20 protein-coding genes and 1 tRNA gene are annotated in these 22,389 nt (G+C 57.3%); 17 read left to right on the top strand and 4 right to left on the bottom strand.

What is annotated here, in order from left to right; translation table 11 throughout:
* Positions 1-79: 79 nt before the first annotated feature.
* The gene (locus AUP74_RS06350; protein ID WP_069946848.1) at positions 80-1,183 is read left to right on the top strand and encodes a type 1 glutamine amidotransferase domain-containing protein; all 1,104 of its coding nucleotides are present in this window, start codon (positions 80-82) and stop codon (positions 1,181-1,183) included.
* A 241-nt stretch (positions 1,184-1,424) separates the two neighbouring features.
* Positions 1,425-2,339, top strand: coding sequence for a dienelactone hydrolase family protein (locus AUP74_RS06345; RefSeq protein ID WP_069946847.1), 915 nt, complete (start codon positions 1,425-1,427; stop codon positions 2,337-2,339).
* A gap of 89 nt (positions 2,340-2,428) precedes the next feature.
* Here AUP74_RS06345 and folK read toward each other — a convergent pair whose 3' ends face one another.
* From folK to tsaD, 3 genes are read right to left on the bottom strand one after another with little or no spacing between them, the layout of a single operon-like run.
* Positions 2,429-2,920, bottom strand: coding sequence for a 2-amino-4-hydroxy-6-hydroxymethyldihydropteridine diphosphokinase (gene folK, locus AUP74_RS06340; protein WP_069946846.1), 492 nt, complete (start codon positions 2,918-2,920; stop codon positions 2,429-2,431).
* A gap of 2 nt (positions 2,921-2,922) precedes the next feature.
* Positions 2,923-3,303: a dihydroneopterin aldolase gene (gene folB, locus AUP74_RS06335; protein ID WP_069946845.1), complete on the bottom strand. Its 381-nt coding sequence runs from the start codon at positions 3,301-3,303 to the stop codon at positions 2,923-2,925.
* Positions 3,303-4,352 (bottom strand): tRNA (adenosine(37)-N6)-threonylcarbamoyltransferase complex transferase subunit TsaD, encoded by a 1,050-nt coding sequence (gene tsaD, locus AUP74_RS06330; RefSeq protein ID WP_069946844.1) that lies wholly within the window; start codon positions 4,350-4,352, stop codon positions 3,303-3,305. Before tsaD ends, folB begins: the two co-directional genes overlap by 1 nt.
* A gap of 174 nt (positions 4,353-4,526) precedes the next feature.
* On the opposite strand from tsaD, the gene rpsU reads away from it, so the two are divergent.
* The 15 genes from rpsU (at position 4,527) to AUP74_RS06250 (ending at position 21,127) form a co-directional block, all read left to right on the top strand.
* Positions 4,527-4,742, top strand: coding sequence for a 30S ribosomal protein S21 (gene rpsU, locus AUP74_RS06325; protein WP_020411530.1), 216 nt, complete (start codon positions 4,527-4,529; stop codon positions 4,740-4,742).
* Positions 4,743-4,942: 200 nt separating this feature from the next.
* Positions 4,943-5,389, top strand: a complete 447-nt coding sequence (locus AUP74_RS06320; RefSeq protein ID WP_069946843.1) for a GatB/YqeY domain-containing protein — start codon at positions 4,943-4,945, stop codon at positions 5,387-5,389.
* Between the two features lie 43 nt (positions 5,390-5,432).
* Complete coding sequence (gene dnaG / locus AUP74_RS06315; RefSeq protein ID WP_069946842.1) at positions 5,433-7,433, top strand: DNA primase; 2,001 nt, start codon at positions 5,433-5,435, stop codon at positions 7,431-7,433.
* A gap of 185 nt (positions 7,434-7,618) precedes the next feature.
* Positions 7,619-9,487 (top strand): RNA polymerase sigma factor RpoD, encoded by a 1,869-nt coding sequence (gene rpoD, locus AUP74_RS06310; RefSeq protein WP_069946841.1) that lies wholly within the window; start codon positions 7,619-7,621, stop codon positions 9,485-9,487.
* Between the two features lie 99 nt (positions 9,488-9,586).
* Positions 9,587-9,976: a diacylglycerol kinase gene (locus tag AUP74_RS06305; RefSeq protein WP_083260852.1), complete on the top strand. Its 390-nt coding sequence runs from the start codon at positions 9,587-9,589 to the stop codon at positions 9,974-9,976.
* Between the two features lie 167 nt (positions 9,977-10,143).
* A complete protein-coding gene (locus AUP74_RS06300; RefSeq protein ID WP_069946839.1) occupies positions 10,144-11,175 on the top strand; it encodes an autotransporter outer membrane beta-barrel domain-containing protein in 1,032 nt (343 codons plus the stop codon).
* Between the two features lie 86 nt (positions 11,176-11,261).
* Positions 11,262-11,338 (top strand) — tRNA-Ile (locus tag AUP74_RS06295).
* Between the two features lie 201 nt (positions 11,339-11,539).
* Positions 11,540-12,790, top strand: a complete 1,251-nt coding sequence (locus AUP74_RS06290) for a tyrosine-type recombinase/integrase (RefSeq protein ID WP_069946838.1) — start codon at positions 11,540-11,542, stop codon at positions 12,788-12,790.
* 49 nt (positions 12,791-12,839) lie between these two features.
* On the top strand, positions 12,840-13,682 hold the full coding sequence (locus tag AUP74_RS06285; protein WP_069946837.1) for a hypothetical protein: 843 nt from the start codon (positions 12,840-12,842) through the stop codon (positions 13,680-13,682).
* A gap of 81 nt (positions 13,683-13,763) precedes the next feature.
* Positions 13,764-13,994: a helix-turn-helix transcriptional regulator gene (locus AUP74_RS06280; protein ID WP_069946836.1), complete on the top strand. Its 231-nt coding sequence runs from the start codon at positions 13,764-13,766 to the stop codon at positions 13,992-13,994.
* A gap of 1,856 nt (positions 13,995-15,850) precedes the next feature.
* A complete protein-coding gene (locus AUP74_RS17020) occupies positions 15,851-16,309 on the top strand; it encodes a helix-turn-helix domain-containing protein (protein WP_083260851.1) in 459 nt (152 codons plus the stop codon).
* 5 nt (positions 16,310-16,314) lie between these two features.
* A complete protein-coding gene (locus tag AUP74_RS06265; protein ID WP_145924331.1) occupies positions 16,315-16,731 on the top strand; it encodes a DUF6941 family protein in 417 nt (138 codons plus the stop codon).
* Positions 16,732-17,561: 830 nt separating this feature from the next.
* Positions 17,562-19,883: a TonB-dependent receptor gene (locus AUP74_RS06260; protein ID WP_069946833.1), complete on the top strand. Its 2,322-nt coding sequence runs from the start codon at positions 17,562-17,564 to the stop codon at positions 19,881-19,883.
* Between the two features lie 15 nt (positions 19,884-19,898).
* A complete protein-coding gene (locus AUP74_RS06255) occupies positions 19,899-20,579 on the top strand; it encodes a Fe2+-dependent dioxygenase (protein ID WP_069946832.1) in 681 nt (226 codons plus the stop codon).
* Between the two features lie 170 nt (positions 20,580-20,749).
* Entirely contained in the window at positions 20,750-21,127 is a 378-nt protein-coding gene (locus AUP74_RS06250; protein WP_069946831.1) for a DUF805 domain-containing protein, read from the top strand.
* 11 nt (positions 21,128-21,138) lie between these two features.
* On the opposite strand, the gene AUP74_RS06245 is transcribed toward AUP74_RS06250, so the two are convergent.
* Positions 21,139-22,260 carry a DUF3667 domain-containing protein gene (locus AUP74_RS06245; RefSeq protein WP_069946830.1) on the bottom strand — a complete coding sequence of 374 codons (1,122 nt, stop codon included), beginning with the start codon at positions 22,258-22,260 and terminating at the stop codon, positions 21,139-21,141.
* Between the last annotated feature and the right edge of the window lie 129 nt (positions 22,261-22,389).

The following is a 22,389-nucleotide window of genomic DNA, read 5'->3' as shown; positions in this document are numbered from 1 at the left end:
ACAACATTTCCCTGCGGATTTCACCCGTACTTCACGCCTAGTGCCCCACGATGGTCCCCCAATTCAAAGGAGACCAATCATGGCCAAGAAAATCCTGACAACAATTTTATTCAGTGTGGCGCTTCTGGCTGGCGCCGGCTTCTGGCTGAAAAGCCTGATTCCACCACCGCCGGATCACCAGGCCCTGGCGCAGACACAACCCGGGGATATCCCCTACCTCCAGCAACCCCGGCCGTCCGATGGCCGCGGCCGAATCCTGATGGTGGTGACCAGCGCCTCAACCATGGGTGAGCACGGCAAGGGCACCGGTTACGAATTGACCGAGCTCGCGCGGTCCTATTACGTATTTACGGCCAATGGTTTTACCGTGGATATCGCCAGCATCCGGGGCGGGGAGCCACCGGCGGTGATCGATCGAGACGATATGGGGCCGATCGAATACGCTTTTCTCAATGACCGGCAAGCGAGGGCAAAGCTGCACGGCAGCATCCCCATAGAAAACGCCAATGCAGATGACTACCGGGGCATTTTCTTTGTCGGCGGCAAGGGCGCCATGTTCGACTTCCCCGGAAATACAGATATCCATAGCCTGGTGCTATCCATCTATGGCGATGGCGGTGTTGTCGGCGCGGTCTGCCACGGACCGGCAGCGCTTACCGACATAGAGCTGGAACCCGGAGTACCGTTGTTGCAGGGACGCCGTATCAGCAGCTTTACCAACGAGGAGGAGCTGTTCCTGATTCCGGATGCCAAGCAGGTATTTCCCTTCATGCTCGAATCCCGGCTGCGGGAAAACGGCGCCGTGTTCGAGGCGGGCCCGACTTACCTGCGCCAGGTCAGCACTGATGGCAGGTTGGTCACCGGACAAAACCCCTGGTCGGTATGGGCACTCGCCGAGCAAATGGTGGAGACATTGGGCTATCAACCGGTCCCGCGAAAAGTTACCGGTGAAGAAAAAACCGTGGAACTGCTGCTGGCCTATGAAAGCGATGGCCTCCCCGGCGCCAAGGCCATGCTGGAAACATTCCAGCAGGCTGCCAGCGGTGGGGAGGAGGCAATCAACCGGCGATTACTCGCGATGCACGGCATTGTCGCGATGATGCAGGGGCAGACCGGCAAGGCAGCGGATATCGTGCGGTTGCTGTCCACGGCAAAAAAGTGGCAGCAGGGGGAAAAGGTGTAACCAGGGCCGTCGCCCCTGCTTCGTATTTTCGCGTGAGTCAGGCGGCGACCAGCCAGCGTATCAGGTCCTGAGCCTTAACAGGTGCACCGCCAGCCCGGATGGACTGATACAACCCACCACCTGAGGACCGACCATTCCCCCGTCATGACAATAGTGCATCGCACATGCTTCGACCGGAAATTTCACCCGAAATTTACCGGGCGACCTGTAGGGTGCTCTTGTCAATCAGGAGAACCAAATCATGAACAAGAAAGTGAAATTTACAACCCGAGTAATTTTTTCAGCCGGGTTGGCCATCGGCTGCCTCACCACATTCTGGTACACATTTATAGCGTTAAAAGAACAACCGCTAGCCCAAGATGAAATCTTGGCGTCCTACGCTTACCGGACGCCAGCTGATATTGGCATGTCACTCAGAGAGATCGGCGAAGGCCTGTTTGAATTTTCTTACAGGAGCTATGACGGGGCACTGGTCAACGGCCGCATCAGCTACCCGCCCGTAAAACAGGAAAAATACCCCGTACTGGTTGGTATGGCGGCCATGGGGAGAGGCTACCAGCGCTGGTGGGTGGACTCCTTCAAGGGACGCCCGACGGTGACCCGCGTGAATGAAATTACCGAGCGGGCCAGCCAAAAAGGCTATGTGGTGGTCGCCATCGATGCACGCTTTCACGGCACCAGGAAAGACCCCAACCGCACCCTGGGATCGATCATGAATAACCTGCATTTCTTCGGAGACAAACGCGACTACGAAGCAATGATCCGGGAGACTGTCCTCGATTATCGGGTTCTGATGGACTGGATCGCGCAGCAACCAGACCTGGACGGCAATCACCTTACCCTGGCGGGTTACAGTATGGGAGCGCAGGTCGCCCTACTGGCCTCAGCTCTCGACCCGCGAGTGGACAGGGTTATCGCCATGGTGCCGCCACATATAGACGACAAGACGGCTGTCGTGGCGCCCAAGAACCTTGCCGGCCTGATTAAAAAAACCGGGGTTCTCCTGATCACTGCCGATGATGATGAGTATGCTTCGAAAGAGGACAACCTGCGCCTGTACGATGCGATTGCAAGCGAGAACAAGAAGCACCAGGCATTCGCGGGAGGCCACATACTGCCAGGTGATTACATTGATGCGGTGGGCGGCTGGCTGTAACGCAGCGTAGCTGTTGCTCTCTGTGAGTGGCCCCGCAGCCCCACGCCCCGGCATTGGCACAAGGTCCGATGGGGGCTGCAGACTGAAAATTAGGGCCAGGAAAAGTGTACTGGCCAGAGTTTCTGCTTGTCCTTGTCGTAATGCTCCCACATCTCGGCAAAGGTCTCGCCGGTGAGGGGGTGGCGCCGGGCTGGCACCAGCTCGGCCAGCGGCTGCAGCACGAAGGCATTCTTCACGATCTCGCCGCGGGGCAGCTTTACACCATCGAACTCGCCAGCCAGGTCGTCGTAAGTCAGGATATCGATATCCAAAGTACGCGCGCTGAACTTGGCCCCACCGCGCACTCGACCGTTGGCATCCTCGATTTCCCGCAAGCGCGAGGCGAGCTGACCCACCGGCAGGTCGGTATGCATGCCCACCACGAGGTTGTAGAAGTTCTCGCCTTCGAAGCCTACGGCCTCGCTCTCGAACACCGTCGAGACGTTCAAATCCCCAAAAGCCTTCGCCAGCGCATCGAGGCCGGCGCGGATATGCTTCGCGCGGTCGATATTACTGCCGAGACTCAGAAAGACCTGCGCCATGTTCAGGCTCCCGCCGCCGCACCGGTGAGCGGCCGCTCTCCGCGCTCGATGATCACGCCAACATCGCGGGAACCGCGCACGGCCCCGGGCTTGGAGAGCCGCAGGCGCAGCCAGGAAACGCCAAACTCGTCGCGGACAATCGCTGCCGCCTGATGGGCCATGGTCTCCACCAACAGAAACTCACTTCCCTCAATAAAGGCGATCAGTCGCTTGGCCACCGCTTTGTAATTCAGGGTGTGCTCGATGTTGTCGGTACGGGCGGCCTCGGAAATATCGAACGCCATCTCCAGGTCGAGACTGACGGTCTGGCGCACCTCCCGCTCCCAGTCGTAAATACCAATAATCGTATCGACCTTGAGGTCGCGGATGTAGACGATATCCATCAGTTGGCGAGACTCCCGTTCCCCATCTCATTTAACTGCGTCATGGGCCAGCGCGGCCGCACGTCTACGGCCAGATCCGTGCGCTCACCAGCCTGCAAGCGCAAATAACCGGCGTAGGCGATCATGGCACCGTTGTCAGTGCAGAACTCGTGGCGTGGGTAATAAACGCTGGCCCCTTCCTCCGCCAGCCGCGCCTCGAGGCGCTCGCGGAGACGCTTGTTGGCAGAAACTCCACCAGCGATCACCAGCGTCTTGTGGCCGGAGGCCTGAATCGCGCGCCGACATTTGATGACCAGTGTATCAACGACAGCCTCCTGAAAGGCGGCGGCGATATCGGCACAGGTCTGCTCATCCGGCAACCCGTCCTCCAGCGCGTGTTCACGCACCGTGGTCAGGGTATAGGTTTTGAGTCCGGAAAAACTGAAGTCCAGCCCGGGCCGGTCGGTCATGGGCCGCGGGAAGGTAAACCGCTGCGGGTCGCCCTTTTCCGCCAGCGCCGCCAACCGCGGACCACCCGGGTAGTCCAGGTCGAGCATCTTGGCCGCCTTATCAAAGGCCTCACCGGCGGCATCATCCAGTGACTCGCCCATCAGGGCATAGTCACCCAGGCCGCGGACGTCCACCAGTTGCGTGTGACCGCCAGAAACCAGCAAGGCCACAAAGGGAAAGGCCGGCGGATTCTCCTCCAGCATCGGCGCCAGCAGATGTCCCTCCATATGGTGAACGGCCACTGCGGGGATCTTCCAGGCATAGGCCAGGGCGCGGCCGGCGCAGGCGCCCACCATCAACGCACCAACCAGCCCCGGGCCGGCGGTATAGGCAATCCCATCCAGGCCAGCCGGGGAGGTGCCGGTCTGCGCCATGACCTGACGCACCAGCGGCAGCAGTTTGCGCACATGGTCGCGGCTGGCCAGTTCCGGCACCACACCGCCGTATTCGGCGTGCAGATCTACCTGACTGAAGACCGCGTGACCAAGGAGTCCGCTATTGCTGTCGTAGATCGCGACGCCGGTTTCGTCGCAGGAGGTTTCGATACCGAGGACTCGCACAGGCTCTGCTACTCGTGACTGCATTGAAGGCTCGCTATCATACCGGAAAAGAGGCTTGCGATCGCCGACCCGAGTGATTAGAATTTGCGCCCTCGCTGTGAACCGGCCTCCGGATTGCAACTGCGAGAGCATTTGCCGGAAAGGCCGAGAGAAACGAATTTTACAGGTATTCTAATGCCCTCAGTACGAATCAAAGACAACGAACCTTTCGATATCGCCCTGCGCCGCTTCAAGCGCTCCTGCGAAAAAGCCGGTGTACTGTCCGAAGTACGTCGTCGCGAGTTCTACGAGAAGCCGACTGCTGTTCGCAAGCGCAAGGCAGCTGCCGCTGTTAAGCGCCACGCTAAGAAGCTGCAGCGCGAAAACCGCAAGTTCCAGCGCCTCTACTAAGAAGCCTCCAGGCTTTTTCACAGAGAGGCCGGACGGGAGCACAATCCCGTGCGGTATTGAAAAACGGCGTGCGAGCCCGACTCGCGCGCCGTTTTTGCGTTGGGCCGGCAAGACATTGGCAGCGCACTTCCGCGCCAGCGAGTCGGCGCGCTATGCTTGCGGTCACCCGAAAAACAACCCTAATAGCCGGATATACCGTCATGAGCACTCTCAAGGAAACTCTCACCCAAGCCACCAAGGATGCCATGAAGGCCCGCGACAAGGAGCGCCTGGCAACGCTGCGCCTGATCAATGCGGAGATCAAACGCATCGAGGTGGACGAGCGTATCGAGCTGGACGACGCCCGCATCCTGGCCCTGCTGGACAAGATGACCAAGCAGCGTCGCGACTCCATCGCCCAGTACGAAAAAGCTGGCCGCCCGGAGCTGGCCGCCGTGGAGCAGGCAGAAATCGACGTGATCCAGGAGTTCCTGCCCGAGCAGTTGAGCGAGGATGAGATCTCGGAAATCGTCGCCGAAGCCGTGCGCGATACCGGCGCCGCCGGCATGGCCGATATGGGCAAGGTGATGGCCCAGGTGAAGCCACAAGTACAGGGCCGCGCCGACATGGGCGCAGTAAGCAAGCTGGTCAAGGCCCAGCTGGGCTGATCATTGACACGGGAGGGCCCGCCCTCCCAACCAGAGCGCAACTATGGCCGGCAAGATTCCCCAGCACTTTATCGACGATCTGCTCGCCCGGGCGGATATTGTCGATATCGTCGATAGCAGGGTGAAACTGCGCAAAACCGGCAAGAACTACTCTGCCTGCTGCCCTTTCCACGACGAAAAGACACCCTCCTTCACCGTCAGCCCGGACAAGCAGTTCTTCTACTGCTTTGGCTGTGGCGCCAATGGCAACGCCATCGGCTTCCTGATGGAGTACGACCGCCTGCCATTCCCAGAAGCGGTGGAAAAGCTCGCGGCAGGCATGGGCCTCGAAGTACCCCGGGAGCAGCTCGCCCCCGGCCAGGAAAAGCGCCAGCGGGAGAGCCAGTCCCTCTACCAGCTGACCGAGCGGGCGGCAGAGTTCTATCGCCAACAGCTACGCAGCCACCCTTCGGCCGGGAAGGCTATAGCCTATCTCCGCCAGCGCGGCCTCTCGGGAGAGATTGCCCGGGACTTTGGCATCGGCCTCGCCCCACCGGGCTGGGACAACCTGCTCAACGCCCTGGCAGACACAGCGGAAAAAGCCGACCAGCTGGAGCAGGCCGGTCTGGCCATCCGCCGCCAGGACAGCGACGGCAGAACCAAACCCGACCGGCGCCACCATTACGACCGCTTCCGCGACCGCATCATGTTCCCGATCCGGGACCAGCGCGGGCGCCCTATCGCCTTCGGTGGCCGGGTTCTGGGCGACGAGAAACCCAAGTACCTGAACTCGCCGGAAACCCCCATCTTCCACAAGAGTCGTGAACTCTACGGCCTGTGGGAAGCGCGCCAGGCCAACCGCGACCTGAAGCGGCTGATCGTCGTGGAAGGCTATATGGATGTGGTGGCCCTGGCCCAGTTCGGTATCCGCTGTGCGGTTGCCACGCTGGGCACCGCCTGTGGCGAAGAACACATCCAGCTGGCCTTCCGCCATGTGGCAGAGCTGGTGTTCTGCTTTGACGGCGACAAAGCCGGCCGCACCGCAGCGCGGCGCGCCCTGGAAGCTGCCCTACCGCATATGCAGGACGGGCGCAGTCTGCGCTTCCTGCTGCTGCCCGAAGGCGAAGATCCCGACACCCTGGTCCGCCAGGTAGGCGGCGAGCGCTTTGAGCAACTCCTGGACGAGCAGGCCCGGCCGCTGGAGGATTTCCTCTTCGATCTCCTTGGCGAGGGCATCAACCTGCAGACTATGGATGGCCGTGCCCGACTATCGAAGCTGGCGGGCCCGCTGCTCGACCAGCTCCCCGAGGGGGTCTACCGGCAGCTGATGTTCCAGCAATTGGCAGCTCGCACCGGGCTCGACCGGGCAACCCTGGAAGAAGTCATCGGCGCAGAAAAAGCCCGCGCCACGCAGACACGAGCACAGACTCCCCCTGCTGCCCCCGCCCCAAGGCAGGAGCGGCCGACGCCACCAGCGCCGTCGTCGCTTGAGGGTGACAGCGTGCCCGTACCGGCAGACATACCACCGGCACCGGACGACGATCTGCCCCCTCCATTCGGGGAATCGGAGCCGGATTTTGCCGCGCCTCCGCAAACAAGGCCCCGCGGCCAGTACCGGCTGCCAGCGGAACGCATGCTGATCTCGCTGCTGCTCCATCATCCGCAGCTGGCGCAACAGATCGATGAACTGGATCGTTTCCGCGACAGCGGCGATCCGGATCTGCGACTGTTTGCCGAGCTGGTCGCGCTGTTGCAACAACGACCAGACTACAATCTGAACCAGTTACTCGGATACTGGCGCGCGCACCACGGCGCCGATTCCTGCGACACTCTGGCCCAGCTGGCCTCCTCGCAACTGGTGACCGGAGCGCGACAGCTGGCTCAGGGAGATACCCAACTGGAATACGATCCGCAGGCAGAGTTTCGCGACTGCCTGCAGAGACTCGAGCGGGCCGAACAGAAGGCCCGCAATCGCAGCCTGCTGGAACAGCTGAAAAGCGCCGGCGGCCAGCTCAGCCCGGAACAGCGGGCCCTGCTGGCAAACTGGCAGCGCAAACGCGAGTAACCGTGGCGGGCCTTGAAATTTCAGGGCTCACCGCCATATTCATTCACCCGCGGACGCGGACCGGGAATACAGAGCACACAGATCGAACCCCTGTCCCTTGACAGCCAGAGTGGTTATTGCTAGCGCAAATACGCTATAATCCCGCGTCTTTGTCCCGTATTTTTTCCTTACTTTCAGGGTTGTGCATGACCGACAACACCCAGCAACAGACTTCACGCATCAAGGAACTGATCGCCCGCGGTAAAGAGCAGGGCTATCTGACCTACGCCGAAGTTAACGACCACCTGCCGGAGGACATCTCCGATCCGGATCAGGTCGAAGACATCATCGGTATGATCAATGACATGGGCATCAAGGTGTACGAAACCGCACCGGATGCCGAAGAGTTGTTGATGGCCGAGGGCGATAGCTCCGCAGATGAAATTGCCGCCGCCGAAGCCGCCGCCGCACTGGCCGCGGTCGAGTCCGATGTGGGCCGCACCACCGATCCCGTGCGCATGTACATGCGCGAGATGGGCACCGTTGAGCTGCTCACTCGCGAAGGCGAAATCGCCATTGCCAAGCGCATCGAAGAGGGCCTGCGGGAACTGATGGCAGCGCTGGCATACTGGCCGGGCGCGGTACAGCAGATCATCGACGAGTACCAGCTCATCGAGAAGGAAGAGCGCCGCATCCCCGACGTCATTGCCGGCTGGCTCGACCCGGCCGAGGATGTGCCCCCGGGTGCACAGGCCGGCCAGGCTGCGCAGCAGAACAAGTCCGATAGCAGCGACGACGATTCAGAATCTGACAGCGACGATGACGACGATGACTCATCCGAGGAGGAAGAGGAAACCGTCGGCGGTATCGATCCGGAAGAACTCGCCGAGCGCATGAACAAGCTGATCGCCGCGCAGAAGAAGGCGGATGCCGCCATCAAGAAGCACGGCCGTGACTCCAAACAGGCCGGCGAGGCCATGGAAGCTGTCGGCGACATCTTCCGCTTCTTCAAGCTGGCGCCGCGTCAGTTCGATCCGCTGTACAACGAAGTCCGCAGCATCCTCGACGAAGTTCGCCTGCAGGAGCGCACCACCATGGCGCTCTGCATCAAGAAGGCCAAGATGCCGCGGAAGACCTTCATCAAGGAGTTCCCGGGCAACGAGACCAACGAGGACTGGATCCCCGGCATCATCAAGAAGAAGCGGGACTACTCCGACAACCTGCGCCAGGTAGCCGAAGACATCATCCGCTGCCAGCGCAAGCTGGCCCAGTGCCAGGAGCGCGCCGGACTGGAGATCGGCCAGATCAAAGAGATCAATCGCCGGATGTCCATCGGTGAGGCCCGCTCCCGCCGCGCCAAGAAGGAGATGGTCGAGGCCAACCTGCGTCTGGTTATTTCCATCGCCAAGAAGTACACCAATCGCGGGCTGCAGTTCCTGGACCTGATTCAGGAGGGCAATATCGGCCTGATGAAGGCGGTGGACAAGTTCGAATACCGTCGCGGCTACAAGTTCTCGACCTATGCCACCTGGTGGATCCGTCAGGCCATCACCCGCTCCATCGCGGACCAGGCCCGCACCATCCGTATCCCGGTGCACATGATCGAGACCATCAACAAGCTGAACCGCATCAGCCGCCAGATGCTGCAGGAGATGGGACGCGAGCCGACTCCTGAAGAACTGGGCGAGCGCATGGAAATGCCGGAAGACAAGGTGCGCAAGGTCCTGAAGATCGCCAAGGAACCGATCTCCATGGAGACCCCCATCGGCGACGACGAAGATTCCCATCTGGGAGACTTCATCGAGGACCAGAACCAGTCTTCCCCGGTGGACACCGCCACCCAGACCGGCCTGCACGACGCCACACGCTCCGTGCTCTCTGGCCTGACGGCACGGGAAGCCAAGGTTCTGCGCATGCGGTTCGGTATCGACATGAACACCGACCACACTCTGGAAGAGGTGGGCAAACAGTTCGATGTGACCCGCGAGCGAATTCGTCAGATCGAAGCCAAGGCGCTGCGCAAGTTGCGACACCCGTCGCGCTCTGAGCACCTGCGAAGCTTCCTCGACGAGTAAGCACCCAAAGCCCGGCACCGCCGGGCTTTTTTATGACAATCAGATGACTGAGCGGCCCAGCCGCCAGTCGAGCTGTCCATGCAACGGAAGCGAAAAGTCATGCAAGAAGAATTCGTCAACAAGCCTGGCAAGACCGGCATTCCCCGCCTGATCGATGCCACCAACTATTCCTGGCAGGGCCTTCTAGCCACCTGGCGCAATGAGGCCGCCTTCCGCCAGGAGGTGAGCCTGGCCATCTTCCTGATTCCAATGGCTCTCTGGCTTGGCGAGACCGGCGTCGAACGCGCACTGCTGATTGGCGTCACCCTGCTGGTGATGATCGTCGAGCTTCTGAACAGCGCCGTGGAAGCCACGATCGACCGCATCAGCTCCGAACGCCACCCGTTGTCCAAAGTCGCCAAGGACACAGCCTCCGCCGCCGTCTCCCTGTCGCTGCTGCTGTGGCTGTTCACCTGGGGCTGCATCCTGCTGCCACGCTGGCTCGGCTGAGACTCGCATCAACCGCTGGCCACATCAATCCCGACGTGCCGGGCGTGGCGGCACGTCCAGCCCCTCGCCATTTTCCGGCGCACGCGTCCCCAATCCCTTACCAGCAAGCCAGTGCTACTGGCTAAACTTTACCCACTCCATTCCAGCCATAAACCAGGGAAGTGTTTATGTCCTTCGGGTGTCCCCGGCTGCTGCCGCTGTTATTTGCCGTCATGTTGTTTATGCCTTTTCAGGGTGCACTGGCCCAGATACCCAACGGCCCGATATCAACCCGGGAAGAGATCGCTCTATATGCGCAGATGAAAGCGCTGGCCCAACAGCTGTCAGTGCAGGAAGTGACCGGTTACCAGCAGCGCCGCGGCGAGCAACGTTCGGGAAACGGCAGCACCAGCACCGGCGGTTTACGACTGTTTCACAGCAATCAGCAGCTGCAATGGAGTGGCGACCTGACAAGTCGCTTTGAGGGGGAAATCAGCGGCCTCCAGCTCAATCGCCATGTTTACAGCGGCCCCTCCTGTCGAGGCTCCCAGGAGCTGGGCTTTTTCGGCGGCAGCAGCGTTGCACGCGGTGATGTGCTTGGAGCCTTTCCGGAAAGCGGAGCTTTTCATGCCGGGCGCAACACCATTACCAGTTTCTATGGCGGGCTCTACTTCAGCGATTATCGACACGACCTCAGCTACATCGACGCCATGGCCAAGGTCTCCTACGTCGCCGCCGACGCCGATTCTGCCCGCGGCCTCGGTACCCGTGTTACCGGCCCGCAACTGACACTCTCAGCCGAGCGCGGCATCGCCCTCCCTCTCACCGAGCAGATCAACCTGGAACCGCAGCTGCAGATCATCGCCAATTACACCAACTTTGCCGCACTGCAAACCGATGATGACTTCCTCAATACGGATCCAACCCCCGAAGTAGCCTTCAGGACCGGACTACGTGCTTATCCGGTGGATAGCCGCCAGGAGATCTATGCCTTTGCCAACTACTGGTACAACCTCGCGGGGGAAGATGACCTGATCCTGCGGAATGGATCCCGCCTCAAGCTGGAGCGTGGAGCGCGCTGGGGCGAGATCGGCGGGGGCATGACGCTGCTCAACTCCAGTATCGCCAGTGTCTTTCTGAACCTGAGCTACCGCCAGTCCCTCGATGATCAGGACTGGAGTGGCGGTGGCGCCAATCTGGGCTTCCGCTGGTACTGGTAGCCTTCGCCGCCAGAGCCGAAAGCGTTGATTCAAAAGGGGAAATCGGGTACTTTGCTCTGCCGCCGTGGCCCACCCACGGCATTTGTGGGCCCTTAGCTCAGTTGGTTAGAGCATCCGACTCATAATCGGCAGGTCCTGGGTTCAAGTCCCGGAGGGCCCACCATTCTACAACCTCAGCAATTCTCAGTCTTTTCTCCACCCCGCGACACACCTAGCTTTCCGCGTTACTCTTAGCCTCAGAACGTCTGATTGATGCAACCAAAACTGGGGGCATCTGGGGGTACATTTGGGGGCATCAGCCAAAACTCCATAAACAGGTGCCCCCAAAATCGGCTAGAACCCCCGTCGCTACAGGGATAGAGCAATGCCATTGACGGAGCTTCAGGTAAAGCAAGCCAAACCTAAGGACAAGGATTACAAGCTGTCTGATGAGCGAGGCATGCACCTCTTGGTGAAAAAGACCGGTGCAAAGTATTGGCGCCTAAAGTATCGCCACCCCCACACGAGGAAAGAGCGCCAACTTGCCCTTGGCGTCTACCCGGAGACATCTCTCAAACGCGCCCGCAAGCTACGTGACGATGCACGCCAACTGTTGCTGGATGGTGTCGATCCCTGCGACCATCGAAAGGCGCGCCAAGTGGAAAACCTTGACGCGGCCACCAACACCTTCGAAGCCCTAGCCCGCGAGTGGTTTGCGACTCGCATGGGGGACAAGTCGGAGAGCCACCGAAAGCGAACCCTGCGCCTATTGGAGCGCGACTTGTTCCCTTACCTGGGCCGCCGCGCCATTGCCGACATCACCCCACCAGAACTGCTGACCACCCTGAAGCGAATAGAAGACCGAGGCGCCGTAGAAACTGCCAAGCGGGCCAAGCAGGTCGCGAGCATGGTATTCCGCTTTGCCATTGCGGGAGGCCGGGCCAACAATGACCCCGCGGCGGTGGTGGGCGGCCAGCTACTACCCAGCCGGCCACAACACTTCCCTACCATTACCACTCCTAGTGAAGTCGGGAAACTTCTGACAGCCATCGACAACTATCAGGGCACTCCCACCGTCCGCGCGGCGCTCAAGCTATCCCCCCTACTGTTCTGTCGCCCTGGCGAGCTAAGAGCGCTCGAATGGAGGGAGATTAATTGGGAGGAACAGCGCATCGAGCTTCCCGCCGCGAAAATGAAAATGCGGCACCCTCACATTATCCCACTGGCAAACCAAGCGATTGAGATACTCCGGGACTTGGAGCCCCTGACAGGCCGGTTCCGGTACGTCTTTCCCTCTCCCAAGGGCGCAAGTCGCTGCATGTCAGAAAACGCTGTACGGACCGCCCTACGCAACCTGGGATATACCAACGAGCAGATCACCCCGCATGGCTTCCGTGCTATGGCGCGCACACTGCTGGACGAGGTGCTGAACCAGAGAGTCGAGTGGATTGAGCATCAGTTGGCTCACTCAGTGAAAGATGCCAACGGGACCGCATACAACCGCACTAAACACCTCCCGCAACGGCAAGAGATGATGCAGCGCTGGGCTAACTACCTTGACGACTTGAGGGTTCAAGCTAGTGCCACCAATGTAATCATGGCTACTTTCCGTCGCCCCCAGCCTGAGAAAACCTGAGTATTTATAGCCGACCACGAACTTCAACTTCCCCTAGAAACGGCTCGCCATGACTGATAATCAAACTGAACTGAGAGAACCAGAATGGGAGCGCGATTGGTTCTGCACTCCGGAAGTCAGAGAGACTTTCTTCAGCCCGTCACAGCAAGAGGCGGCATCAATTTATCCGAAATGGGCCCCAACTGAGGCAGTCTCCCATCTAATCAATGGCACGGGTATTTCGACCACGGAGGATGGTGAAGCTCTCCTAGTAAAGCTCTGCACCAAACCTGAAATGGAAAGAGTATGGCGTCGCCTACATAAGCAGGATTTAAAAGCTGGGAGAGCCTACTCTGCTCACCTGCCGCGAGACATCTACCTTGGCCTGAACGGTTACTGTGAGGCCGCAGAGCAACTTTCGCCTACTGAAAGGCAAAAGGAAACAGAGGAAATCCAAAGCCAGATAGCCTGGTTAACCGAGCGGCTCAACGCCTTTCACCTCGACCAACCCTCCCTCACGCTGTGGACGGACCAAGAGCTCGCGGCCTCCCTAGGTACTGACAAATCACTGTTTGCCCGCGAAATGTACAAAATGTGCTCACCAAGCATTGGGGAGCTACTTAGCCGTCTAAGCACGCAATTGGAATACTCGCCTATTGGGAGTCATTCCCTCATCCACACCAAGACCAAGGATAATGAGGTAACACGATTTACACGGCATATGGCTCTCCGCTTCCAGCGCTACTACGGAAAAAGCTTGGTCGACAACATTGCATCACTGATTTCTGCCCTATTCGACCAACACCTAGACACCTCTTACTTACGTAAAGTCATCAATGCCACCCCGGAAGGGGGAAAATTTAGCCTTCAAAATTGGCAAGATTTTCCGGGTAAAACGCCCCCGAGAATTTAGCTTAAATCTTCCGGCTATTTTTCGGCCACTTGATGTAGACAATAGCTATCAGCCTCAACAACCCCATAGGAGAGCTGATACATGCATACAGACTCAACCCCCTCCCGCGCCATCGAGCCCGAAGCCCTATACCGCGCATCAGAATGCGCCCGCTTTTTCTCCATTGGTTTATCAACGTGGTGGCACTGGACCAAATCAGCAAAAGCCCCCAAGGGCATAAAATTGAGCCCAAAAGTAACAGTTTGGGAGGGCTCAAAGTTGCTGGAGCTGAAGCAAGAGCTGATTGCTGAAGCAATGAATGGGGAAGCCTAAATATGAAACCCCTTACAGTAATCACTACGCCACCTTTCGCAGAATTTCAGTCAAGCCAATACTGCGGCGCTGTCGACTGGAAAAAGGGGCTGACAGCCCGGCAAGTACGAGCGCTGGAAGCACTAACTCAGCGTCCACGAAGCCGAGAAGAACTAGACAAGATCATCGGGACTAGCAACAGCCCAAATATCATCTTTCAACTGAGGCGGCGCGGTTATGACATCCCGCTATCTTGGGAACCGCATATTGATCGCGATGGGCGAATCGGCAAGCACGGCATTTACAGCCTTTCTAGTGAGGATCTAAAACGCCTTGGAGGCTGGCCATGAGAGGCCCCCTGGACTTAGGGGTGCCCTCAGTCATGGCGGCAGTCATTCAGGCTGAAAATAGCGAGATGGCGGAATAATGACCAAGACAAATAGTAGAGGAATACTTCCGAATGGACGAGGACATGGTAAAGCCACGTTCTTCCGTGCTCTGCATGCAATTTTCGACCATCCAGACTATTTGGCCCTGAGCAAGACATCCAGGGCCTTTTTATGGGATCTGTGTCGTCAATATAACGGCCACAATAATGGGAACTTGAGTGCCGCTCCTGCAATTATGGGGCCGATGGGATGGGATAAGAACACAACTCTTAGGAGTCGAAGAGAGCTGCTAGCCAAGGGATGGATAGCAGTTACTCGCCTACCAAGAGCCAAGCGAGAGCCCATCCTTTACCGCTTAACGTGGTTAGATCTGGACAAGTGGAAAGGGAAGCCGGACCTAGACCCTGAAGCCTACAAGGCACCTAGGAGGCCCCTGAAAGTCGGCCGATAAATCGATTTCATTGGTCATCCTTACTGGACAAAATCAACTCTTAAGGGGGCTCTCAGGCCCCATAGAACAACGTCAAAGTCCTATTTCGGGTATTCAGAGTGCCTTTCACAGGCGATGAATATCGATTTAATAGGCATTTAGAGTGGGTCCTTTTTAAATATTTACCATAGACATGGGGGCAATGAACTAAGAAGGCCTACTTACTTCACGTGGAACCGTAATTCACAAATTATCTCAATACGTAAGTTGGACATCCGGTAAATGTGCACAACAAGACCATCCTTAGATCTCCAAAATTAGATTCTGCGAAAACGAAAATCCAGCAGGGTAGACAGTGTCCGGGAAGAGCTAGGCATCTGTTTTATATTTCCCCTCCCGGTGGGGCTTATCCACCGCCCCAATCGGATACCAACTTACGAAAGCGGGACCGTCTGGAAATCGGCCAAAAAGCATGCCGACAGCGCGATATGGCCAAATTAGACCTACCCGAACTAAAGGTCCAAATATGGACTATTGGACCCAGCGCCACCTAACTAGTTGGCGACAATTTCGACCCGCAGGTCAAAAATCCGCCAAGCCCGCTGTTGGCACTTTTTTGCACAGGGAATGAGCGCTATGATCTGGTCACTACTCCCTAGGGGCGTAGCCTTGCCAAGCCCAATTGTTGAACTAATATAACTGATTAGATATAGTGCTTCCCGTCGATATTCATCCACATGCCGCAGATGACATCCGGCAACTGAAGGCTGACGATACAATCGCAGCTGCAGAAGTTCTCGCTGTCATCCAACAAATGAAAGCCGATCCCGAGCTGCAGGAGCGGCTTCTAGTGCATGACTCAGAACATCACAATGTGAATGTGAAGCACTGGTGGGCGGCGATGAAGGACGATCACAACCTATGGCGCTTAAAGATCTGGGAGCCTGACACAGGCGAACTGGTCAACTACAGAGTGGTCTACGGTTACGTACCTTCTAGCAAATGGGTGCAAGCGAGATACTGCATATTGGCAGTTGTTCATCGGGGAAATTTCAATTATGAGCCAAGTAGCGAAATTGGCCAACGAATCTACAGTGACTACCAGGAGCTTATATAAAGCTCAGCCACAGCAGGCAGAACCTGCCGGGGAGCTGGTGGAGACCAACCCCTACCTTTGGGGCGGAAAGGCTATTAAATCTGTTCCAGATGCAATCTCTGTTGACGATCTTATCGACGAGCTGTCCCGAGGAGACTCCCAGTTTGTCGAAGCTCTCCGGCGCGGAAGAGAAAATATTGCCCAGCGTTACTACGCGGAAGAGGAAAGCCTCAGAACTTTGCGTTTGAGCAAGGGCTTATCTCAAAAAGAGCTGGCAGAGATGGTTGGAACTAAGCAGCCTCACATAGCTCGCATTGAGGCCGGCACATCTTCACCCCAACTAAATACTGTTAAGCGATTGGCCAGAGCACTTCAAGTGCCGTTCCCTTATCTCTGCGACTTACTGGACGACGGAGAATAGTCAAAATGCTTTCGCCACAATTTTGGGGCATCTTTTGTGACGATGTACGTCATGAAATTGGCGGGAAATATACTCTTGTCGGCTGCTATGGCACTCATATGGGAGTCCCTCACTTCCCATTTACCATGAGTAAACTTTGCTTTAGCTTTACTTACACGAGCAATATTGATTCGATTCCTGAGAACATAAAGGTTTCTATCCACCGCGACGACAAGAGCTTATTTAACGTCAACCTTTCGATTGATGCCGAGGCCGAGGCTGATAGTCGAGAGGAAACATTCACAGCTACCGGGGGCTTTGAGGTACCAAATCTTACCTTTGATGGACCGTGCCTGATTGCAACTGAAGCCATGGTAGATGGTGAGAAATTTAAAGGGCCCACCTTGAGGGTAGAAGAAATGAGATTTCCTCCTCAGCACTAAAAACCTTAACAAACCTTCAGAGCCCGCATTCGCGGGCTTTTTTATTTGCCACCGGCAGTGCATATAATTACGCACCTTACCTCTAGACCTTTATTTTGATTCGAAGAGGAAATATTTATCCTCTCGGTATTTCCGCATTTTCCCAGATAAAATGTATATGCATATCAGCCCGACCCAGGCTAGGAGGCCAGTTTAGGGGGCACATTTGGGGGCACCACTGCAATCAACCTCAAACAGACCCCTTTATAATCAAAATGTTAGCCGCGCACTTCAATTGACGGAGGGCACCATTCCCCACCCCACATCCGCAATCTCCTTACAAAAACGTGATTCCATACCGGGAACACCCCGATTGTGATCGTCAGCAGCGGTTTGCTTCCTTTAGCCAAAAAATAGCGGGAACATTCAGCCTCGAAAATTTTCTCTCACCCCACGAAGAAAGGCGGCCTGCACTTTTCGAATCCCCTCGGGGCGCAGTGTCTCTGCGTCAGCCCCTGTGTTAAACCAACCTAGCCTGCAGTGCTTGCTTTTGTTCATTGCCAGTCCGTTTGTGTATATCAGGATCCTGCTGCCTGATCTCGGGCAATCCTGTGCAGAGTGCTGATCTCCTCCCTTGCCGACTTTTCATCTTATGCACCTGCTGCATAGCCAGCCCCGGTGGCGGGGGGCACTCACCTGCTCAAAACATAGCCGCGTCGCCATCAACGCTTCTCCCGGTAAACCCAGCTGCCCCTCTTTATTTGTAAATGCGACTCGTTTTCATTTACATTTACTGACAGTGTAAATACCATTGCGCCCGCACTTCCATAACAACCACAGGGAACATCTCAATGGGCAAAAAGAACCAGGACAAGGACACCATCGTCATCGGCGCTCGTGCGCTGACCGCGGCTCTGGTATTCGGCAGCACCTGCCTGCAGGCGGAACAGGCCAGCGATCAGTGCGAGGGAAGCAAGGATGGCTGTGAGACCGCGCAATCCGATGAGGCAATGGAGCTGATCCAGGTACACGGCATCCGGAATTCCATTTACCGGTTCGACAAATCGGGCGACCCCCGCCGTGTGGCTGAACTGGTGGATACCCCCCAGACCATCACGGTGCTCACCCAGGACCAGATCCAGGAGTCCGGCAGCAGCGACCTGAAAGAAATTCTCTCATCCCAGGCGGGTGTCACACTTGGCACGGGCGAAAACGGCAACGCTTTTGGCGACCGCTATATTATTCGCGGCCACGAGGCACGCAGTGATGTTTTTGTCGATGGCCTGCGCGACCCGGGCATGACCACCCGTGAGAGCTTTGCCACCGAGCGCGTTGAAATCACCAAGGGGCCCAGCTCCACCTTTGCCGGGCGCGGCTCCTCCGGTGGTGCGGTCAACAGCATCACCAAGCAGGCTTCCACTGCTTACAATTTCAGCCGTATCGACCTCGGGCTGGGCACCGACGACTACACACGCCTGACCGTCGACAATAACCTGTCTATCAACGACCAGACTGCCATCCGGCTGAATCTCCTCACAGCGGACGAGATCAAACCCGGCCGAGAGGGGATCACCCGCGAGCGCAATGGCGCGCAGCTGTCGGGCAAGTTCGAGGCGAGCGAAAAGCTCTCCTTTGTTGCCGATGGCTATTACCTCAAGGCCAGCGATGTACCGGACCTGGGCAGCTACTTTGACCGCGAAGCCCGCGAGCCGATCGAGGACATCCCGGTATACGCACAGGATTCCGATTTCCTGGATTCTGAGGTGAGCACTTTTACCCTGCGCACGCAGTACGAACTCAACGACGAGATGCGTTTTTATAACGCGATCCGCTATGGCCAAACCGAAAACGGTTACATCACGACCGGTGTGCGGGGCACCAATCGGGACCAGACCGACCCGATTGCGCCAGGCGCCTATACGCTGTCGTTGAGTACTCACCAGGGCTGGCAAGAAGTGGAATACCTGTCGAGCCAGTTCAACTTCTTCTGGGATGTGGAAACTGCCGGCTTACCACACCAGCTGGTAATGGGGTTGGAGTACAGTGACGAATCTGTCGATAACGGGGTTTACGACATCACCAACAACAACCCGGCTAACTGTCTCGTTTCCGGCTGGCGAGGCGTGTCCGAGGGCTACTGCATCCTGGGGGCAAACGGCAACACACAGCAGAACGTTTCAGGAATCATGGGGCGTTCCTACTCCCGGGGAAATGCTGATGCCCTTTACGATATCGAGACCCTTTCCCTCTACGTGATGGACACGGTCCAGCTGGGTGAACGCAACAGCGTCTTCTTCGGGCTGCGCCAGGACAGCTTTGACTACAGCAATGACACCGTCGGTCGCTCGGGTGAATTCCTCTACGGTTTCTCCGACGATATGTACAACGGGCACCTTGGCTTTGTCCACGATCTCAATGCGGACAGTAATATCTACCTGACCTACAGCACCGCAACCAACATCAACGGTGGCGAATCTGACCTGGGCGCCAACTGTGGCTATGGTGGCCTCTGTGGCGACCCGGACCAGGCCTCCGCCGCAGATCCGGAAACTGTCGAGAATATTGAGCTGGGCACCAAAATGCTGATGCTGGATGATCGACTGATGTTGACTGCTGCGGTTTTCCAGATGACAAAAGGTGACGTCATGGAGAGCGTGGGTGACAGCTATTCGACCCTGGGTACCCTCAACACCGGTAAGAACCGCATCCAGGGGATCGAGGTCGGTGTGATAGGTGAACTCACGGAGAAGCTGAGCGTACAGCTGTCAGCGGCCTCCATGGAGTCTGAAGTGCTGGACTCATTCAATGAGAACAGCATTGGCCTGGCACTGAGTAACTTTGCAGAAAACAGTGCCTTCCTGCAGCTGCGCTACCAGCTCAACGACAAACTGTCCTTTGGCGGTAACTACACCTACCAGAGCGAAATGTATGGCGGCCAGCCGGACACTGCTGCAGGCTATGATGATGAAAACAATCGTTACAGTATCGTGGTGCCCAGCTACCAGGTGTTCAACCTGTTTGCCAACTACAACGCCGGCGAACAGCTCACATTCCGCTTGAATGTCGGCAACATCCTGGATGAGGAATACTGGACGGCGGCTTACCGCTCTGGTTCATTCATGTACCTGGGTGATGCCAGGAACGTCCGTCTCACTGCCAACTACGAGTTCTAAAACGGGGGAAACCGCATGGTGGTTATTGAACAGATCCTGACGTCTTCCGAAGTGAAGACATTCCATGAAGTCCTCGACAGCGCCTCCTGGCTGGATGGCAAGGAGACCGCAATGGGGATGGCGGCCACGGTCAAAAATAACCACCAGGCCGACCCTGCCGATGCCCATATTCGCCAACTGGCCAACCACCTGTTGGCGCGTATTGGGGAAACACCGAAGTTGATTTCCGCTGCCCTGCCGCAGCGGATTTTCCCACCCTGCTTCAACCGTTATGGCATCTCGGAAGAGTACGGTTACCACGTGGATGCTGCCATCATGCGCCTCCCGGACAGCCAGGACGTACTGCGCAGCGATGTGTCCATGACCGTTTTCCTGAACGAACCGGATGAATACGAAGGCGGGGAGCTGGTGATTGCCACGGAATTTGGTGAGCAAAAGGTGAAACTTGCCGCCGGGCATGCGGTGGTTTATCCATCCAGCAGTCTGCACAAAGTAACGACCGTGACGGCAGGACAGCGGATCGCAGCCATTACCTGGATGCAGAGCATGGTCCCGGACGTAAGCCTGCGGCAGACCCTGTTCCAACTGGATACCGCCATTCAAAATCTGATTAATAGTAAGCAGGCGGATCGCACCGAGCTGGACCGCCTGCACCATGTTTACCACAACCTGGTTCGGCAATTCTCCCAGGTGTAATCAAGCGCTCGTCACAAAGCCCCCCCAATGAGTCCCTCCTGCCTTTGTTCACCAATATAGCTAGCCCTGGCCAGGAACACTGGTCCACACCCAATCCCGGGGGAACTGGTCTAGGGTAAATAGTGCACGCTCACTTGTACCACGCGGTTCGCCACGGAGCCTGAAAGGATATGCACTGGTATCTCAAAGTTCTGAAAAACTACATCAACTTTCACGGTCGCGCACAGCGGCGGGAATACTGGTTTTTCGTGCTGTTCAACCTGCTGATCGCCCTGGTGCTCAGCACCATCGACAGCGTGACGGGGTTATACAGTGAGGAATACGGGATTGGGTTCCTGAGTGGGGCCTACGCGCTGTTCGTTTTGCTGCCCTCCCTGGCCGTTACCATTCGGCGATTACACGACACCGGGCGCACCGGCTGGTGGGTATTGGTGAGCCTGATTCCTGTTATCGGCTACCTGGTGCTGATCGCATTTATGGTGTTCGACAGCGAGCCTGGGACCAACCGCTTTGGTCCCAACCCCAAGGGAATCTCTGCTAGCCCCTAGCTTGTCCCGACCTACAGATTGGCCATGCTGCGAATAGCGGTGAAAGTGGTGGCGAGCACCAGCAGAATGAAATAGATCCACCCTAGCAACGAAAACTTGCCCAGGGTCAGGGCCCAGCCCTGCCCGTAGACCCGCTTCTGCATCAGCAACAGGTAGATTGGCATCCACCAGAAGACAGCCAGCCAGGTGTAATCGAGCAGGCTCTGCAACCAGGGAGGCCCTGCTTTCGCCAACGCCTCCGCAACAGAAACCAGCGCCAGCAGTAATAGCGAGAGGCTGAGGAAGGCATGACTGTGCAGGGCCACAATCAGGTGTTCCATATACAATCGCTTGCTGAACAGATAGAGCGGCTTCAGGATCAACGCAAAGATCGGCAGCAATACGAACAGGGTACTCGGCAGCGCGCCTAACAGGGCATCCTTGAACAGGTTTGGATCTGCACGCACCCGCTTGAAGTTTTCATTGATCTTTTGTTCATAGCGCTCAATCCATTGACTCACCGGTTCGGGCAGACCTTCCACATCAATCAGGTTAATGCTCGGTTCATCCGCATCCGCTGATTCGGGAGCAGCTTTCTCTTTTGGGTCAGTTGGTGACAGCGTGGTTTCCAGCCTTTGTGCTGAGTCAGGATCCAGTTCACCGCCCAATTCCACGATACGCCTGTCAGCGGCCGCATTGACTTCTTTTTTTAGCGGCTCAAGCGCAGCACGCACGCTGGGCAAGTTGATACCCTCTCGATCCAGTTCCTCCAGGTCGCTCAGGGTTTCACGACGGATACTCTCCACTTCCTCGACGGAGCCTGCGCTTGCATAGTCTGCATCGACTGCCGCAATACGTTCCCCGTCCTTTTCAAGAACAAAGGGACTTTTCCAATCACTGCTTACCTGCACGGCAAAAAAAGCGGTAATACAGAGAAACACGAATAGCTGTACCGGGCCCACATAGCGAATGCGCCGGCCAGCGACGTATTCGGCTGTGAGAAAACCGGGGCGGAAGTACAGCGGTACCAGGCTGCGCAGCAGGCGTGAATCCAGCGCAAATACAGTGTTGAGGAAATCGCTCAGCACATTGGAGAAACGCCGGATCATGCCGTCGCGTGACTGACCGCAGGCATAACAGAAGGGACCCTGCATGGGCTCGCCACAATTCCCACAGGGGCTACGGAGGGGCTCCGTGGGTGGCGGGACGGGGCGTACGGGTTGCGGGGCAGAATCGAGTTCCGCTACTGCTGAGCTGTCTTCATGCATTGTTATACTTTTTCT

The sequence above is a fragment of the Microbulbifer aggregans genome, assembly GCF_001750105.1.
Classification (GTDB): Bacteria; Pseudomonadota; Gammaproteobacteria; order Pseudomonadales; family Cellvibrionaceae; genus Microbulbifer; species Microbulbifer aggregans.
Note: the sequence above shows the minus strand (reverse complement) of the source record. Positions and strands in the feature narration are given on the sequence as shown.

Excerpts from the sequence above, each read along its gene's own strand:
- AUP74_RS06305 (WP_083260852.1), top strand. The coding sequence starts at position 9,587 with ATGCAAGAAGAATTCGTCAACAAGCCTGGCAAGACCGGCATTCCCCGC.
- AUP74_RS06250 (WP_069946831.1), top strand. The coding sequence starts at position 20,750 with ATGCACTGGTATCTCAAAGTTCTGAAAAACTACATCAACTTTCACGGT.
- folK (WP_069946846.1), bottom strand. The coding sequence starts at position 2,920 with ATGGCGCAGGTCTTTCTGAGTCTCGGCAGTAATATCGACCGCGCGAAG.
- dnaG (WP_069946842.1), top strand. The coding sequence starts at position 5,433 with ATGGCCGGCAAGATTCCCCAGCACTTTATCGACGATCTGCTCGCCCGG.
- AUP74_RS06290 (WP_069946838.1), top strand. The coding sequence starts at position 11,540 with ATGCCATTGACGGAGCTTCAGGTAAAGCAAGCCAAACCTAAGGACAAG.
- AUP74_RS06260 (WP_069946833.1), top strand. The coding sequence starts at position 17,562 with ATGGGCAAAAAGAACCAGGACAAGGACACCATCGTCATCGGCGCTCGT.
- AUP74_RS06265 (WP_145924331.1), top strand. The coding sequence starts at position 16,315 with ATGCTTTCGCCACAATTTTGGGGCATCTTTTGTGACGATGTACGTCAT.
- folB (WP_069946845.1), bottom strand. The coding sequence starts at position 3,303 with ATGGATATCGTCTACATCCGCGACCTCAAGGTCGATACGATTATTGGT.
- rpsU (WP_020411530.1), top strand. The coding sequence starts at position 4,527 with ATGCCCTCAGTACGAATCAAAGACAACGAACCTTTCGATATCGCCCTG.
- AUP74_RS06245 (WP_069946830.1), bottom strand. The coding sequence starts at position 22,260 with ATGCAGGGTCCCTTCTGTTATGCCTGCGGTCAGTCACGCGACGGCATG.
- AUP74_RS06255 (WP_069946832.1), top strand. The coding sequence starts at position 19,899 with ATGGTGGTTATTGAACAGATCCTGACGTCTTCCGAAGTGAAGACATTC.
- AUP74_RS17020 (WP_083260851.1), top strand. The coding sequence starts at position 15,851 with ATGAGCCAAGTAGCGAAATTGGCCAACGAATCTACAGTGACTACCAGG.
- rpoD (WP_069946841.1), top strand. The coding sequence starts at position 7,619 with ATGACCGACAACACCCAGCAACAGACTTCACGCATCAAGGAACTGATC.
- AUP74_RS06345 (WP_069946847.1), top strand. The coding sequence starts at position 1,425 with ATGAACAAGAAAGTGAAATTTACAACCCGAGTAATTTTTTCAGCCGGG.
- AUP74_RS06285 (WP_069946837.1), top strand. The coding sequence starts at position 12,840 with ATGACTGATAATCAAACTGAACTGAGAGAACCAGAATGGGAGCGCGAT.
- AUP74_RS06320 (WP_069946843.1), top strand. The coding sequence starts at position 4,943 with ATGAGCACTCTCAAGGAAACTCTCACCCAAGCCACCAAGGATGCCATG.
- AUP74_RS06350 (WP_069946848.1), top strand. The coding sequence starts at position 80 with ATGGCCAAGAAAATCCTGACAACAATTTTATTCAGTGTGGCGCTTCTG.
- AUP74_RS06300 (WP_069946839.1), top strand. The coding sequence starts at position 10,144 with ATGTCCTTCGGGTGTCCCCGGCTGCTGCCGCTGTTATTTGCCGTCATG.
- AUP74_RS06280 (WP_069946836.1), top strand. The coding sequence starts at position 13,764 with ATGCATACAGACTCAACCCCCTCCCGCGCCATCGAGCCCGAAGCCCTA.